This is a genomic window from Mycolicibacterium sediminis (genome assembly GCF_010731735.1).
Taxonomy (GTDB): Bacteria; Actinomycetota; Actinomycetes; order Mycobacteriales; family Mycobacteriaceae; genus Mycobacterium; species Mycobacterium sediminis.
In genome coordinates this window covers 3,312,592-3,327,063 of the sequence record NZ_AP022588.1, presented here as the reverse complement: position 1 = coordinate 3,327,063, position 14,472 = coordinate 3,312,592, and the positions used below count along the sequence as shown (strand labels likewise).

16 protein-coding genes are annotated in these 14,472 nt (G+C 68.6%); 7 read left to right on the top strand and 9 right to left on the bottom strand.

Annotated elements, in window-relative coordinates; translation table 11 throughout:
* Positions 1-95: 95 nt before the first annotated feature.
* The gene (locus G6N64_RS15945; RefSeq protein ID WP_163797932.1) at positions 96-1,373 is read left to right on the top strand and encodes an alpha/beta hydrolase; all 1,278 of its coding nucleotides are present in this window, start codon (positions 96-98) and stop codon (positions 1,371-1,373) included.
* Between the two features lie 15 nt (positions 1,374-1,388).
* Here the strand turns inward: G6N64_RS15945 and G6N64_RS15940 are convergent, their stop codons facing one another.
* Both G6N64_RS15940 and G6N64_RS15935 read right to left on the bottom strand, forming a co-directional pair.
* Positions 1,389-1,748, bottom strand: coding sequence for a cupin domain-containing protein (locus G6N64_RS15940; RefSeq protein WP_163797931.1), 360 nt, complete (start codon positions 1,746-1,748; stop codon positions 1,389-1,391).
* Positions 1,749-1,791: 43 nt separating this feature from the next.
* The gene (locus G6N64_RS15935; RefSeq protein ID WP_163797930.1) at positions 1,792-2,505 is read right to left on the bottom strand and encodes a LysR family substrate-binding domain-containing protein; all 714 of its coding nucleotides are present in this window, start codon (positions 2,503-2,505) and stop codon (positions 1,792-1,794) included.
* Positions 2,506-2,533: 28 nt separating this feature from the next.
* On the opposite strand from G6N64_RS15935, the gene G6N64_RS15930 reads away from it, so the two are divergent.
* Positions 2,534-2,920 (top strand): DUF5997 family protein, encoded by a 387-nt coding sequence (locus tag G6N64_RS15930; protein WP_163797929.1) that lies wholly within the window; start codon positions 2,534-2,536, stop codon positions 2,918-2,920.
* Positions 2,921-2,995: 75 nt separating this feature from the next.
* On the opposite strand, the gene nrdE is transcribed toward G6N64_RS15930, so the two are convergent.
* From nrdE to G6N64_RS15910, 4 genes are all read right to left on the bottom strand, one after another.
* Positions 2,996-5,158, bottom strand: a complete 2,163-nt coding sequence (gene nrdE, locus G6N64_RS15925; RefSeq protein WP_163797928.1) for a class 1b ribonucleoside-diphosphate reductase subunit alpha — start codon at positions 5,156-5,158, stop codon at positions 2,996-2,998.
* Complete coding sequence (gene nrdI, locus G6N64_RS15920) at positions 5,128-5,571, bottom strand: class Ib ribonucleoside-diphosphate reductase assembly flavoprotein NrdI (RefSeq protein ID WP_163797927.1); 444 nt, start codon at positions 5,569-5,571, stop codon at positions 5,128-5,130. Before nrdI ends, nrdE begins: the two co-directional genes overlap by 31 nt.
* 36 nt (positions 5,572-5,607) lie before the next feature.
* Positions 5,608-5,850: a redoxin NrdH gene (locus tag G6N64_RS15915; RefSeq protein WP_163797926.1), complete on the bottom strand. Its 243-nt coding sequence runs from the start codon at positions 5,848-5,850 to the stop codon at positions 5,608-5,610.
* Positions 5,851-6,300: 450 nt separating this feature from the next.
* Positions 6,301-6,843, bottom strand: a complete 543-nt coding sequence (locus G6N64_RS15910; protein WP_163801846.1) for an NADPH-dependent FMN reductase — start codon at positions 6,841-6,843, stop codon at positions 6,301-6,303.
* A 97-nt stretch (positions 6,844-6,940) separates the two neighbouring features.
* Between G6N64_RS15910 and G6N64_RS15905 the strand changes: the two genes are divergently transcribed.
* The 3 genes from G6N64_RS15905 to G6N64_RS15895 are packed head-to-tail and all read left to right on the top strand — an operon-like array spanning position 6,941 to position 9,773.
* Complete coding sequence (locus G6N64_RS15905; protein WP_409370764.1) at positions 6,941-7,549, top strand: TetR/AcrR family transcriptional regulator; 609 nt, start codon at positions 6,941-6,943, stop codon at positions 7,547-7,549.
* Between the two features lie 4 nt (positions 7,550-7,553).
* Entirely contained in the window at positions 7,554-8,603 is a 1,050-nt protein-coding gene (locus G6N64_RS15900) for a DNA polymerase IV (RefSeq protein ID WP_163801845.1), read from the top strand.
* A gap of 9 nt (positions 8,604-8,612) precedes the next feature.
* Positions 8,613-9,773 carry an AAA family ATPase gene (locus tag G6N64_RS15895; protein ID WP_163797924.1) on the top strand — a complete coding sequence of 387 codons (1,161 nt, stop codon included), beginning with the start codon at positions 8,613-8,615 and terminating at the stop codon, positions 9,771-9,773.
* 3 nt (positions 9,774-9,776) lie between these two features.
* Here G6N64_RS15895 and G6N64_RS15890 read toward each other — a convergent pair whose 3' ends face one another.
* Positions 9,777-10,634: an SDR family oxidoreductase gene (locus G6N64_RS15890; RefSeq protein WP_163797923.1), complete on the bottom strand. Its 858-nt coding sequence runs from the start codon at positions 10,632-10,634 to the stop codon at positions 9,777-9,779.
* 23 nt (positions 10,635-10,657) lie between these two features.
* Entirely contained in the window at positions 10,658-11,290 is a 633-nt protein-coding gene (locus G6N64_RS15885; protein WP_163797922.1) for a TetR/AcrR family transcriptional regulator, read from the bottom strand.
* A 111-nt stretch (positions 11,291-11,401) separates the two neighbouring features.
* Here G6N64_RS15885 and G6N64_RS15880 point away from each other — a divergent pair, with 111 nt between their 5' ends.
* Both G6N64_RS15880 and G6N64_RS15875 read left to right on the top strand, forming a co-directional pair.
* Complete coding sequence (locus tag G6N64_RS15880) at positions 11,402-12,886, top strand: cytochrome P450 (RefSeq protein WP_163801844.1); 1,485 nt, start codon at positions 11,402-11,404, stop codon at positions 12,884-12,886.
* A gap of 2 nt (positions 12,887-12,888) precedes the next feature.
* Positions 12,889-13,263: a DUF4267 domain-containing protein gene (locus tag G6N64_RS15875; protein ID WP_163797921.1), complete on the top strand. Its 375-nt coding sequence runs from the start codon at positions 12,889-12,891 to the stop codon at positions 13,261-13,263.
* A 19-nt stretch (positions 13,264-13,282) separates the two neighbouring features.
* On the opposite strand, the gene G6N64_RS15870 is transcribed toward G6N64_RS15875, so the two are convergent.
* On the bottom strand, positions 13,283-14,386 hold the full coding sequence (locus tag G6N64_RS15870; protein ID WP_163797920.1) for a sulfite oxidase: 1,104 nt from the start codon (positions 14,384-14,386) through the stop codon (positions 13,283-13,285).
* Between the last annotated feature and the right edge of the window lie 86 nt (positions 14,387-14,472).

Sequence of the window (14,472 nt, the reverse complement as noted above, 5' to 3'; positions counted from 1 at the left end):
AGATGTTGCAGCTGGCCGGTATTGCCGCTCGGCGTTCATGGGTCGTACTCTACATAAGTGCTTAATCAATAAGTACTTATCTAATGGAGGTCGACATGACGACGCGCTTCATCGACCAGACCTGGTCTCTGGACATCGCTCTGGCGCAGGGCGGTTTCGACGCGCTGCACCCCGGAGGCAAGGCGACCCTCGAGCAACTCGGCCACGACACGACCGACTTCGACGACGTGTTCGCACGCGTTGCCAGCGGCGCGATGCTGCCGAAGGCCTGGGCGACCGTTGCGGCGCAGGCCGAGACACGCGCGCGCCATCACGAGGCGCACGGCTTCGCGCGCACCGCGTCGGACCTCTACCTGCGCGCCGCCGTCATGTTCGGGCGGGCGCAGTATTCGATCTACGACGACGCCGACCCCCGCAAGGCCGCGTTCCGCACACGCTGCGACGCCTGCGTCGACCGACTCTCCGCACTCCGCGACGACACCGTGCGACGGGTCGAACTCGACTTCGACGGCAAGACGTTGTTCGGACTCCTACACCTACCGGCCGGTGACGTCGTCGATGCGCCGGCCGTGATCCTGGGGCCCGGCATGGACATGATCAAGGAGGACTACATCCAGGCTGCCGAGCGCTACTACACCTCCCGCGGTGTCGTGGCGCTGTCGATCGAGGGGCCCGGGCAGGGCGCGACGCGGACCGGCGGCCTGACCGTCGGACTGACCAACTACGAGCGCGCCATCGACACGTATGCGACCTACCTCGCGGCCCTTCCCGAGGTGGATTCGACTCGAATCGGCATGTTCGGCATCAGCATGAGTGGTTACTGGGCGCTGCGAGCGCTCGCCTCCCCCGACACGCGTCTGCGCGCGGCCGCCACGTTCGAAGCGGTGTCCGGTGACTTCCGGACGATCTTCGATGCCGCGCAGCCCACCTTCAAGAAGAATTACATGTACATGGCCGGTTACACGGACGAGTCAGCCTTCGACCGCGACCTCGTGGCGCACATGCCGCTCGGCGACCTGGTCCGGAACATCACTCGACCGGTCCTGCTCGGCATCGGCGAATTCGACGAACTCACACCGGTGGAGGATGCGCTGGCCACCTATGAGCGCATCACCGCGCCCAAGGAGATGCGCGTCTACGAGGGCCAGTTCCACCCGTTGGGCGGGGTCGCCGCCGAGGTGTTCGCCTTCGGGGCCGAGTGGGTCGTGCGCGCCATGCACGGCGACTTCGACCGACCCGGCTACGACGAACGACACTTCATGAGCGCCGACGGTGCGGCCACCGAGGGCTGCGCCGACCCCCAATGGTGGTTGGGCGCGACCCCTACCGCACTGGACCGGGTGCGGCGCGCGGAGGCCGTCGCGGGTGCCTGAACGGCCGCCCCGCTGTCAGCCGGGAATGGCCGGCCGGGTCCCGGTGACGACCGTCAGCAGCAGCACCGAGTCCTCGAGCGCGTCCACGTTGTGTCGCTCCAGCGGCAGGATCAGGAAGTCACCCTGCTCGCACTCGACGGCGTCGGCGTCATCCGCGGAACCCGCAACGCGCACGCGACCCCGCAGCACCAGCAGCGTCGCCTCGCCCGGGCTCTCGTGGTCGTCGAGGCGTTTGCCCTCGGCCACCGCGATCAGGGTCTGGCGCAGCTCGTGCTCGTGGCCGCCGTACACCGTGCGCGCGGACCGCCCGGCACGAGCGCCGCGCGCGGCCTCGAGTTGGTCGTCGGCAAGCACCGACAGCGACACCGTATCCATGGTCGGCCGCCTACCCGCGCTCGTGGCGGCGAAACCGCACGGGTCAGCGTCGACCGCGCTTGGTCGGGCCCGGTGCCCGCGCGACCTTTCCCGCGGCGGCACGCGCAGCCTGCTTCGCGAGGGTCTTCTCGCGTGCGGTGCGCTTGGGCGCCGGCTCGGCGCGGCCTCGCGACGAACTGGGCTTGCGGCCGCGCACGACGCCGATGAACTCCTCCACCAGTTCCGACTGCTCGCCCTCGGGAATCGCGAGGGCGACCGGACAGCCGGGCGCCTCGGAGATCGGACGGTACACGAGGTCCCTGCGGTGGTACAGCCGCGCCAGCGACTGCGGGACGATGAGCACGCCCATCCCCGCGGCCACGAGTTCCGTTGCGGCCTGTGTGCTTTCGGGCCGATGCTCGACGGGGACGCCGGGAGCGGACGGCCAGGCCACGACGTCGTCGAGCGGGAGCAGGATCGGTTCGTCGACGAGGTCCGCGACGGCGACCTCGTCGGCGGCACCGAGCAGGTGGTCCGCCGGTACGACGACGACGGTCGTCTCCTCGTACAGACCGATCAGCGCGACCCCCGACACGTCACCCGGCGGCCGGAGCAGCGCGACGTCGACGGTGCCGTCCCGCACCGCATCGACCGCGTCCGCGGCGGCGACGGAGTACAGACGCAGGGGCGCCTCGGGACGACGTTCCGCCCAGGTCCGCGCCCACTTCGCGGGTGTCACGCCGGGGACGTATCCGACGGTGAGGCGGGACGGGGTCACCGCCCCAGGCTACCGATAGGCTCATGCCATGAGCAGGCCGAACGCGCAGTCCATGAAACCCGCCACGGCGGCGAAGAAGCTGGACGTGTACCTGCCGGCGACGCCCGCGGAGTTCCAGGAGAACGCGATCACCCGCTCCGAACTCGCTGCGCTGCAGGCCGACCCGCCGCAGTGGCTCAAGGACCTCCGCAAGGACGGGCCGCACCCCAAGAACCTCGTCGCGGCCAAGCTGAGCATCTCGATCGCCGGCCTCGCCCGCGGCGGAGTGACCGAGGCACTCACCACCGGGCAGATCGCGCAGCTGCTCGAGGAGATGCCCGAGTGGCTGGTCGCGGAGCGCGAGAGCTACCAGGCCGTGCTCCGCGAGGAGCGCCGCCTCAAGGCGCAACAGGAGGATCGCGCTCGCGACAGCTGAGCCGGCCCCGAACGTGAAAATGGCGACGCAACTCGCGAGAGTCGCGTCGCCAGATTCACGATCGGCGGCGGGGCGTCATAACATGCAGCTGACGCAACCCTCCACCTCAGTCCCCTCCAACGCCATCTGGCGCAGGCGGATGTAGTACAGCGTCTTGATGCCCTTGCGCCACGCGTAGATCTGCGCCTTGTTCACGTCGCGCGTGCTCGCGGTGTCCTTGAAGAACAGCGTCAGCGACAGACCCTGGTCCACGTGCTGGGTGGCCGCGGCGTAGGTGTCGATGATCTTCTCGTAGCCGATCTCGTACGCATCCTGGTAGTACTCCAGGTTGTCGTTGGTGAGGTACGGCGCCGGGTAGTAGACGCGGCCGATCTTGCCTTCCTTGCGGATCTCGATCTTGGACGCGACCGGGTGGATCGACGACGTCGAGTGGTTGATGTAGGAGATCGAACCGGTGGGCGGGACGGCCTGCAGGTTCTGGTTGTAGATGCCGTGCGTCTGCACCGACTCCTTCAACCGCTTCCAGTCCTCCTGCGTCGGGATCCGAATGTCCGCCTGGGCGAACAGTTCCCGCACCCGCTCGGTCGCCGGCTCCCACGTCTGGTCGGTGTACTTGTCGAAGAACTCGCCCGACTTGTACTTGGACCGCTCGAAACCGCCGAACGCCGTGCCCCGCTCGATGGCGATGCGATTCGACGCCCGCAGCGCGTGGTACAGCACCGTGTAGAAGTACATGTTGGTGAAGTCGATGCCCTCGTCGGAGCCGTACATGATCCGCTCGCGGGCCAGGTAACCGTGCAGGTTCATCTGCCCCAGCCCGATGGCGTGAGAGTCGTTGTTGCCCTGCTCGATCGACGGCACCGACCAGATGTGCGTCTGGTCGCTGACCGCCGTCAGCCCGCGGATCGACGTCTCGATCGTCTGCGCGAAGTCCGGTGAGTCCATCGCCTTGGCGATGTTGAGCGACCCGAGGTTGCAGGAGATGTCCTTGCCGACCTTCGAGTAGCTGAGGTCCTCGTTGAACAGCGACGGGGTGGACACCTGCAGGATCTCCGAGCACAGGTTGCTGTGGGTGATCTTGCCCTCGATCGGATTCGACCGGTTCACGGTGTCCTCGTACATGATGTACGGGTAGCCCGACTCGAACTGCAGCTCCGCGAGCGTCTGGAAGAACTCGCGCGCCTTGATCTTCGTCTTGCGGATCCGCGCGTCGTCGACCATCTCGTAGTACTTCTCGGTGATCGAGATATCGGCGAACGGCACGCCGTAGACGCGCTCCACGTCGTACGGCGAGAACAGGTACATGTCCTCGTTGCGCTTGGCCAGCTCGAAGGTGATGTCCGGGATCACGACGCCCAGCGACAGCGTCTTGATGCGGATCTTCTCGTCGGCGTTCTCGCGCTTGGTGTCGAGGAACCGGTAGATGTCGGGGTGGTGTGCCTGCAGGTACACCGCACCGGCACCCTGGCGGGCACCGAGCTGGTTGGCATAGGAGAACGAGTCCTCGAGCAGCTTCATGATCGGGATGACGCCCGAACTCTGGTTCTCGATGTTCTTGATCGGCGCGCCGTGCTCGCGAATGTTGCTCAGCAGCAACGCCACTCCACCGCCGCGCTTGGACAGCTGCAGCGCCGAGTTGATGGAGCGCCCGATGGACTCCATGTTGTCCTCGATGCGCAGCAGGAAGCACGACACGGGCTCGCCGCGCTGCTTCTTGCCCGAGTTGAGGAAGGTCGGGGTGGCCGGCTGGAACCGGCCGTCGATGATCTCGTCGACGAGCCTCTCGGCGAGCAGCGTGTCACCGGCGGCCAGCGTCAGCGCGACCATGACGACGCGGTCCTCGAAGCGCTCGAGGTAGCGCTTTCCGTCGAACGTCTTCAGCGTGTACGAGGTGTAGTACTTGAACGCGCCGAGGAACGTCGGGAAGCGGAACTTCTTGGCGAACGCCCGGTCGATCAGCGTCTTCACGAAGTTGCGGCTGTACTGGTCGAGCACCTCGCGCTCGTAGTAGTTCTCCTTGACCAGGTAGTCGAGCTTCTCGTCCTGGTTGTGGAAGAACACCGTGTTCTGGTTGACGTGCTGCAGGAAGTACTGGTTTGCGGCTTCCCGGTCCTTGTCGAACTGGATCTTGCCGTCGTCGTCGTACAGGTTCAGCATCGCGTTGAGCGCGTGGTAATCGGTCTCCCCCGGCAGTGCGTGGGGTGCGATCACAGGTTCTGCAGTGACGGTTGGTGACACGTCTTGTCCTTCCAGAAGTCGGCGAGCCCCTCGCGGACGGCGAAGACGTCGTCGGTGGTGCCCATCAATTCGAAGCGGTACAGGTAGGGAACGCCGCACTTGCGGGAGACGACGTCGCCGGCATAGCCGAATTCGGCGCCGAAGTTGCTGTTGCCCGCGGCGATGACGCCGCGGATCAGCGATCGGTTGTGTTCGTTGTTGAGGAAGGCGATCACCTGCTTGGGGACGTATCCCCCGGCTTCGGGATCGGGACCGTTCGCGTGTCCACCGCCGTAGGTGGGCAGCACCAGCACGTAGGGCTCGTGGACCTCGATGCGCTCACGGAGCGGGATGCGTATCGCGGGCAGTTCCAGCTTCTCGACGAAGCGGAGCGTGTTCTCCGAGACGCTGGAGAAGTAGACCAGATTGGTCATGGCGCTCCCTCCCTCCCCGCGCCGCTATCCGTGCCTCTAGGCCGTGACCGCGATGGAACCGGCGAGCGTCTTGATGCGATCGGGACGGAAGCCCGACCAGTGCTCGGTGCCGGCGACGACGACCGGCGCCTGCAGGTAGCCCAGCGCCATGACGTAGTCGCGGGCCTCGGGGTCGACGCTGATGTCGATGACGTCGTACTCGACGCCCGCCTTGTCGAGAGCCTTGTAGGTGGCGTTGCACTGGACGCATGCCGGCTTGGTGTACACGGTGACGCTCATCTTGGTGCAACTCCTCTACGTACGGATTGACTGGCTACCGGTTCCCACTGAGTTTCAGCGAGCAGACGACCTCGGAAATTCCGTCGATCCACGGGCGAGCGGGGCGACGAATCCACCGGGCCGAGGCCCGCTGACTACCGGTTCGTGCGCTCCGGCCGACCTCTGAAGCGGTGGGAACCGTTGGGGCCTGTCGGTCTGCAGAACACTACACCTAGTGGCCGACGATCGATACGGATACAAGATGTTCTGAACGACATTCGTGGAATTCCCAGGTGGTAACCGGATCCGGCCCCGCCGCACCGGCGTGTCGCACGTCACATTCCCGCCGTGTCGCGCTACGAGCACAGGTCTACCACCGCGCACCGACGGTCCCGGGCCGCCCGTCCGCAGACAGCAAAGCCGCCGAGGGCCCCTGACGTGGGCCCCTCGGCGGCTCGGCTCAGACCGTGGTCAACCGACCTCGGCGACCAACTTCTCGATGGCCTCGCGGACACTGCCCGCGACCTCGGAGTTCTCCCTCGGGTGCTTGCCGTCGAAGGTGGCGGACGGGATGGAGAGCTTCACGTCCTCGATGACCGCCGGCCCCGCGACGCCGAACGACTTACGGGTCTCGTCGTGCGCCCACACCCCGCCGTACTGCCCCAGCGAGGATCCGATGACGACGGCGGGCTTGTCCTTGAGCGCGCTGTTGCCGAAGGGGCGCGACAGCCAGTCGATGGCGTTCTTCAAGACGCCGGGGATGCTGCCGTTGTACTCGGGGGTGACGACCAGGGTGGCGTCGGCGTCCGCGGCGACGGCGCGCAGCGCGCGCACCGGCTCGGCGACGTCGTCGCCGTCCTCGTCCTCGTTGTAGAAGGGCAGTTCACCGAGGCGATCGAACAGCTCCAGCGTCACGCCCTCGGGTGCGACCTCGGTGGCCAGCTCGGCCAGCTGGCGATTGACCGACTCCTTGCGCAGGCTGCCCAGCAGGACCAGTACCTTGACGTCCGACATCTTCATCCCTTTCCTCGAGTTCCCGTGATGCTCGCACAGTTTAACCGGACCGTGGTCCGATTGATTCCCGTTGAGTTAAACTTTGAGTGTGACCGGCATCGATCGATCCGACGGATTCGTCGGGCTCCCGGTCACCGACCCGTCACCGTCCGAACGGGGTGACGCCGCCCGCAACCGCGCACTGCTGCTCGACGCGGCCCGCCGTCTCATCACCGAGCGCGGCACCACCTCGGTGACGATGGACGACGTGGCCACCGCCGCCGGCGTCGGCAAGGGCACGCTGTTCCGCCGCTTCGGCAGCCGTTCCGGGCTGATGATCGTGCTGCTCGACGAGGACGAGAAGGAGCAGCAGCACGCGTTCATGTTCGGTCCGCCGCCGCTCGGACCGGGCGCCCCGCCGATCGACCGCCTCATCGCCTACGGCCACGAGCGCCTGTCGTTCGTCTGGGACCACCGCGCACTGCTCAGCGACGCGGGCCGAGACCCGCAGACCCGCTTCAACGCGCCGTCGACACTGCACCGGATCCACGTCCGGATGCTGCTCGCGTCGGCGGGCACCACCGGCGACCTCGACGCCCAGACCGACGCCCTGCTCGCCCTGCTCGACGCCGAGTACGTCACCCATCAGGTGACCGACCTCGACCGCAGCCTCGAGCAGCAGGTCCGGGGGTGGGAAGACGTCGTCCACAAGCTCTGTGGCGTCTGAGCCGATGGCCTGGATCCTGCACGTCGACCTCGACCAGTTCCTGGCGTCGGTCGAACTGCGCAGGCACCCCGACCTGGTGGGCCTGCCGGTCATCGTCGGCGGGAGCGGTGACCCGACCGAGCCCCGCAAGGTCGTGACGTGCGCCTCCTACGAGGCGCGAGAGTTCGGCGTGCACGCCGGGATGCCGCTGCGCGCAGCGGCCCGCAAGTGCCCCGACGCCACCTTCCTGCCGTCGGACTCGGCGGCCTACGACGAGGCCTCCGACCAGGTGATGGGACTGCTGCGCGATCTGGGTCATCCCGTCGAGGTGTGGGGCTGGGACGAGGCGTACCTGGGTGCCGACGTCGCGGACCCCGTCGCACTCGCCGAGCGCATCCGGTCGGTGATCGCCGCCGAGACCGGGCTGTCCTGCTCGGTCGGGATCAGCGACAACAAGCAGCGCGCCAAGGTCGCGACGGGGTTCGGCAAGCCTGGCGGGGTGTTCACCCTCACCGACGAGAATTGGATGACGCTGATGGGCGACCGCGGGGTGGATGCGCTGTGGGGCGTCGGACCCAAGACGGCGAAGCGTCTCGCCGGGCTGGGCATCACCACGGTCGCCGACCTCGCCGCAGCCGACGCAACACTGCTCACCGAGACGTTCGGACCGTCCACCGGCCTCGGCGTCCTGCTGCTGGCCAAGGGCGGTGGCGACGAGACGGTCAGCCCGCAGCCGTGGGTGCCGCGGTCGCGCAGCCACGTGGTCACGTTCCCCACCGACCTGACCGACCGCACCGAGATGACCGCAGCCGTCACGCGATTGGCCGTCCAGACGCTCGCCGAGGTCGTCGCCGAGGGCCGGGTCGTCACCCGGGTCGCGGTCACGATGCGCACCGCGACGTTCTTCACCAGGACGAAGATCCGCAAGCTGCCCGCCCCCGGCGTCGACGAACCGACGATCGTCGAGACGGCGCTCGCCGTGCTCGATCGGTTCGACCTCGACCGTCCGGTGCGGCTACTCGGCGTGCGGCTGGAACTCGCCATGTCTGACGACGCCGTCGGTGCCGGGCGTTAGCGTCGGAACGTGCTGCACACCATCGCCGTCCGCGGCTATCGCTCACTGCGCGAGTTCGTGATGCCGCTGTCGGGCCTGACCGTCGTCACGGGCGCCAACGGCACCGGCAAGTCATCGGTGTACCGGGCGCTGGGCCTGCTCGCCGACTGCGCCCGCAATGAGGTGGTCGGCTCCCTCGCTCGCGAGGGTGGTCTCGAGTCGGTGCTGTGGGCCGGACCGGAGGATCTCGGCGGTGCGCGCCGCACCGGCCGCGCGGAGGGCACCACCAGGACCCGCTCGGTGTCGCTCGAGATGGGCTATGCCGCAGACGACTTCGGCTACCTCGTCGACCTCGGACTGCCGCAGCACGCGGGGAAGGGCTCACTCTTCGCGCGCGATCCGGAGATCAAGCGCGAGGCGGTGTTCGCCGGTCCGCGGCTTCGGCCGAGCGCGACCCTGGTGTCGCGCGGCGCCGCATACGCTGAGGTGGCGTCCGACACGGGTCGCGGCTTCGACGAACTCACGAGGGCGCTGCCGACCCACCGCAGCGTGCTCGCCGAGTACGCTCACGCCGGCGCTCTACCCGAACTCGCCGCGGTGCGAGACCGGTTGCGCGGGTGGCGGTTCTACGACGGCTTTCGCGTGGACGCCGATGCCCCGGCCCGGCAGCCGCGGGTGGGCACCCGCACCCCGGTCCTCGCCGCCGACGGCGCCGATCTCGCGGCCGCCGTGCAGACCATCGTCGAGGCCGGTTTCGACGATCTCGCCCGCGCGGTCGCCGATGCCTTCGACGGCGCGACGCTCGGGGTGTCCGTCACCGACGGACTGTTCGACCTGACGCTGCGGCAGAGCGGCATGCTGCGGCCACTGCGCACCGCCGAACTCTCCGACGGCACACTGCGTTTCCTGCTGTGGGGCGCCGCGCTGCTGAGCCCGTCACCGCCGTCGCTGATGGTGCTCAACGAGCCCGAGACGTCGCTGCACCCCGATCTCGTCGCGCCCCTCGCGGCGATGATCCGGTCGGCCGCCACCGGCACCCAGGTCGTCGTGGTCACGCACTCGGCTCCCATGCGCGCCCACCTCGCCGAGGCAGGTGCGACGGAGGTCGAGTTGTACAAGGACTGGGGCGAGACCCGGATCAGCGGTCAGACGAACCTGACGGCGCCGCCGTGGGAGTGGGGCCGCCGGTGAGGATCACTTCGTCGAGGGCCGCAGGGCGCGGGTGAAGATGACGTTGACCCGCCGCATCGCCACGCTGTAGGGCCACCAGGCCGCGCGCTTGAACATGTAGAGCGCGCGGATGTCCGGCGAGGTGTAGACCAGGTAACGGTTGCGCGCGACCCCGCGCAGGATGCGGTCGGCGACGTGCTCCGGCGACACCGCGTGCCCACCGAACCGGTCGACCCACTTGCGCACCTGCGGGTGGTCCCGATCGACGCCGGCGATCTCGACGGTCTGCACTAGCGGCGTCTTGACCGCTCCCGGCACCACCAGGGACACGCCGATGCGGTGGCGTGCCAGGTCGAACCGGAGGACCTCGCTGACGCCGCGCAGTCCGTACTTGCTCGCGCTGTACGCGGCGTGCCAGGGCAGTGCGACGAGGCCCGCCGCCGACGACACGTTGACGAGGTGTCCGCCGCGCTTGGCCGCCACCATCGGCGGGACGAAGCACTCGATGACGTGGATCGGCCCCATCAGGTTGACCGACACCATGGTGTCCCAGTGCCGGTGCTCGAGCGTGCTGACGGTGCCCCATGCCGAGACCCCGGCGATGTTCATCACGACGTCCATGGCCGGGTGCGAGGCGTGGACGTCGGCTGCGAACGCGGCGACCTGGTCGTAGTCCGAGACGTCGAGCGCGCGATGGGCGCTCACCACTCCGCCCAGCGCACGGGCGTCCGCGACGGTCTCGTCGAGACCCTCCGCGTTGCGATCGGTGAGGAACAGTTCGGCACCCTCGGCCGCCAGTCGCAACGCCGTCGCCCGGCCGATGCCGCTGGCGGCTCCGGTGAGGAAGCACCTCTTGCCCGCATATCCGTTGCGCTGTGCCATGCGGGTGACCCTACCGGCGGACCTCAGCGGTCCTGGCCACCCCACAGCGCGTTCAGCCACAGTCGCTCGACCACGTCGACCGCCCGGACCGGATCGGCGTCGCGGCCGACGAAGCCGGTGTCGTGCGACAGCGTCATCGCCGTCGTCGCGGTGAGCATGCGCACCAGCGCCGGGAGGTCGTCGGTGATGGGCCGGGCACCGGAGTCCTGCCGGACGAGACCGACGATCTTCTCGATGACGGTGTCCTCGAAGTCGTTCATGATCTCGCGGATCTGCCCGTCGGTGTTCTGCGCCAGCGTGAACGCCCGCATGACGGGGTCGCGACTGCCGAACACCGCGGCGGCACTGCCGACCATGCGCTTGGCGAACTCGGCCGGCGTCTCGTCGGGCTCGCGCGGCGCGTAGTCGTGGGTGAGCGTCTCCAACTCGTCCATGGCCTCGGCCACGATGACGGCGAGCACCGCGTACTTGGAGTCGAAGTAGAAGTAGAACCCCGACCGCGCCACCCCGGCCCGCTCGCTGATCATGCTGACCGACAGGTCGGCGAACGACTTGACCTCGAGCAGTTCGCGGACGGCGTTGATGATCGCCTCGCGCTGCCGGTCACCACGACTGCGACGACTGGCGCCGCCAGCGGGGACCGGTTCGACGCTCATGGTCGACAACCATTGCACCGTGGCACGCCCGGGACAAACTTGACAGGCGTCAAGTCGCCTCGGCAGGATGGCGTTCGAGTGAGATCGACCACACGAACTCAGCCCAGGAGAATCATGGCGACCATCAACACCCCGGAGTACCTGCTCGGCGAGGCGAAACGACGTCTCACTCCCTCGATCAACAACTTCCCCGGGATGGGCGCCATCGAGAAGCGGCTGCGCGCCAAGGAGTGGGAGCAGTTCCCCCTGGCGGAGCCGCCCCCGGGCAGCGGCCTCAAGCCGGTCCTGGGCGACGCCGGCCTGCCGGTGCTGGGCCACATGATCGAGACGTTCCGGGGCGGCCCCGCCTTCGCACTGGACATCTATCGCAAGCACGGCCCGGTGCACTACACGCACTCGGCGGCGCTGCCCGCGGTCACCGCCCTGGGTCCGGACGCCACGCAGACGGTGTTCTCCAACCGCAACAAAGACTACTCGCAGCAGGGCTGGCATCCCGTCATCGGCCCGTTCTTCAACCGCGGCCTGATGATGCTCGACTTCGAGGAACACATGTTCCACCGGCGCATCATGCAGGAGGCCTTCATCCGCAGCCGGCTCACCGGCTACGTGGAGCACATCGACCGGGTGGCCTCCGAGGTCGTGAGCAACGACTGGGTGGCCAACGACTCACGCTTCCTCTTCTATCCCGCCGTCAAGGAACTGACCCTCGACATCGCGTCGGTGGTGTTCATGGGCCACGAGCACGGCGGCGACAAGGAGTTGGTCACCAAGGTCAACGACGCCTTCACGATGACCACCCGTGCGGGCGGGGCGATCATCCGGACGGCCGTGCCGCCGTTCAAGTGGTGGCGCGGGCTGCAGGCCCGCAAGGTGCTCGACGACTACTTCGTCGCCCGCGTGAAGGAGAAGCGCGGCACCGAGGGCACCGACATGCTGAGCGTGCTGTGTCAGACCGCGGACGAGGACGGCAACGCCTTCTCCGACGCCGACATCGTCAACCACATGATCTTCCTGATGATGGCCGCGCACGACACCTCGACGTCGACGCTGACGACGATGGCCTACAACCTGGCCGCCAACCCGGAGTGGCAGGACCGGGTGCGCGACGAGTCCGACCGCCTCGGCGACGGTCCGCTCGACATCGACGCGCTGGAGAAGCTCGAGACACTCGACCTCGTGATGAACGAGTCGCTGCGCCTGGTGACGCCGCTGCCCTTCAACGTGCGAATGACGGTGCGCGACACCGACCTCTGCGGCTACCACATCCCGGCCAACACCTCGGTGATCACCTGGCCGTCGATGAACCACCACCTGCCGGAGCTGTGGACCGACCCGGAGAAGTTCGACCCGGCGCGGTTCGCCGAACCGCGCAACGAGCACAAGCAGCACCGGTACGCGTTCGCGCCGTTCGGTGGCGGCGCCCACAAGTGCATCGGCATGGTGTTCGGCCAGCTCGAGATCAAGACCGTCATGCACCGCCTGCTACGCAAGTACCGCCTGGAGCTGGCCCGGCCGGGATACAAGGCGCACTGGGACTACGGCGGCATGCCCATCCCGATGGACGGCATGCCCATCATCCTGCGCCCGCTGCGCTGACCGTGGCGCGGGCTGAGGGACTGGCCGACGCGGGCATCGTCGCACTGGCGGGCATGCGGATCGGGATCGGCGCACTGGCGTGGGCCAACCCGGAGCTGACCTCGCGGCTGTTCGGCTTCCCCGCACCCGACGCGCAGGGCCGCTACCTGTGGCGGCTGTTCGGCGTGCGCGACCTCGCAGTCGGACTCGGCACGGTGACCAGTTCCGGTGACCGGCGCCGGACCTGGGCTCGCGTCGGCATGGCCTGCGACGTCGCCGATGGTGCGGCCGGCGTCCTGGGCCGGGGCGGCGTGTCCCCGGCCAGCGCGGCCGCCATGATCGGCGTCCCGGCCGCCGCGGTGGGCTTCGGGGCGTGGGCGCTGCGCCCGCGCGGCTGAGCCCTCCCGGTCCCTCGGGTCAGGACCGGCCGACCACGATTCGGCGCCGCGGCCAGGAGTAGTTGGCGTACCCCTTCGGATTCCACAGCGCCGCAGTGGATTCCGACTGCAGCCCACCCCTGTCGTCCCAGGCCCTGGCCACGACGTCGACCGTGCCGTCGACGAGGTCGACGGTGAACGACCAGAACCGCCACGCCCACGGACCACGGGATGCCGACAGCTCGGCGGGCCGCCACGTCGCACCACCGTCGGCCGAGACGTCGACGCGTGCGATCTCGCGGTCGTCGCCGCCTAGTGCGTAGCCGCTCACCGTGACCGGACCGGGCGGCAGTACCGCCCCGTCGGCCGGACACAGGATCGCCGAGTTCAGGCCGATGCTCGACAGCGGGATGCCCTCGCCCGCGCCGGCGCCGGGATCGGCGTCCGCGGGCAGCAGCCGGTAGGCGCTCGCCTGAAAGTAGTTGTCCGACGGGCTGTCCCGCACCGTGATCCGATGCACCCACTTGACGCTGCGGGCGCCGATGAACCCCGGCACGACGACCCGCACCGGCCCACCGTGCAGACGGGGCAGCGGTTCGTCGTTCATGCGCCAGGCCAGGAGCACCTCCCGCGACAGCGCCTTGCGCAGCGGGATCGAACTGCCGTACGCCTGCGCGGGTGACGCGTCCGCGGCGACGTCGGGGGCGGTGAACTCGACGTGCAGGTCGTCGGCGTCGGTGACGCCCGCCGACGCGAGCACGTCGGCCAGCCGGGCGCCGTGCCACCGAGCGGTCGAGGTGGCGCCCGGTCCCCACGGATCCTCGCCGGGGATCGGCCGTATCGCGACGAACTCGTCGCGCCGGTTGCCCGCGCACTGCAGCGTGGCCGTCACCTCGTGCTCGGCGAACTCGGAGGTCAACCGGTCGAGCGACAGGTCAAGTTCCGCGTCGACCAGTCCGTCGACCACGAGCCGCCAGTCGTTCGCGGCCACATCGGGGATGGGGCCGTGGTTGCGGGCGTAGAAGACGTCGACCGGCGTGATCTCCTCGTCGGCGAGCGCGGCCGCCGCCGCTTCGGCGTTGAACGGCACCGCCTCCTGCACCACCGTGCCGGGCCGCTTGCCCCAGGTCCGCACCGACGTCATAACAGCTCATTGTGCAGCGCCCGAGCCCGTCGGCGCTCGGGTTGCGCTCGGTCGGATCGCAACGGGGGTTTTCGATCACCACGAGC

Bases quoted from the DNA above. Each gene is read 5' to 3' on its own strand.
- G6N64_RS15945 (WP_163797932.1), top strand. From the start codon at position 96: ATGACGACGCGCTTCATCGACCAGACCTGGTCTCTGGACATCGCTCTG.
- G6N64_RS15940 (WP_163797931.1), bottom strand. From the start codon at position 1,748: ATGGATACGGTGTCGCTGTCGGTGCTTGCCGACGACCAACTCGAGGCC.
- G6N64_RS15930 (WP_163797929.1), top strand. From the start codon at position 2,534: ATGAGCAGGCCGAACGCGCAGTCCATGAAACCCGCCACGGCGGCGAAG.
- nrdI (WP_163797927.1), bottom strand. From the start codon at position 5,571: ATGACCAATCTGGTCTACTTCTCCAGCGTCTCGGAGAACACGCTCCGC.
- G6N64_RS15915 (WP_163797926.1), bottom strand. From the start codon at position 5,850: ATGAGCGTCACCGTGTACACCAAGCCGGCATGCGTCCAGTGCAACGCC.
- G6N64_RS15910 (WP_163801846.1), bottom strand. From the start codon at position 6,843: ATGTCGGACGTCAAGGTACTGGTCCTGCTGGGCAGCCTGCGCAAGGAG.
- G6N64_RS15900 (WP_163801845.1), top strand. From the start codon at position 7,554: ATGGCCTGGATCCTGCACGTCGACCTCGACCAGTTCCTGGCGTCGGTC.
- G6N64_RS15890 (WP_163797923.1), bottom strand. From the start codon at position 10,634: ATGGCACAGCGCAACGGATATGCGGGCAAGAGGTGCTTCCTCACCGGA.
- G6N64_RS15885 (WP_163797922.1), bottom strand. From the start codon at position 11,290: ATGAGCGTCGAACCGGTCCCCGCTGGCGGCGCCAGTCGTCGCAGTCGT.
- G6N64_RS15870 (WP_163797920.1), bottom strand. From the start codon at position 14,386: ATGACGTCGGTGCGGACCTGGGGCAAGCGGCCCGGCACGGTGGTGCAG.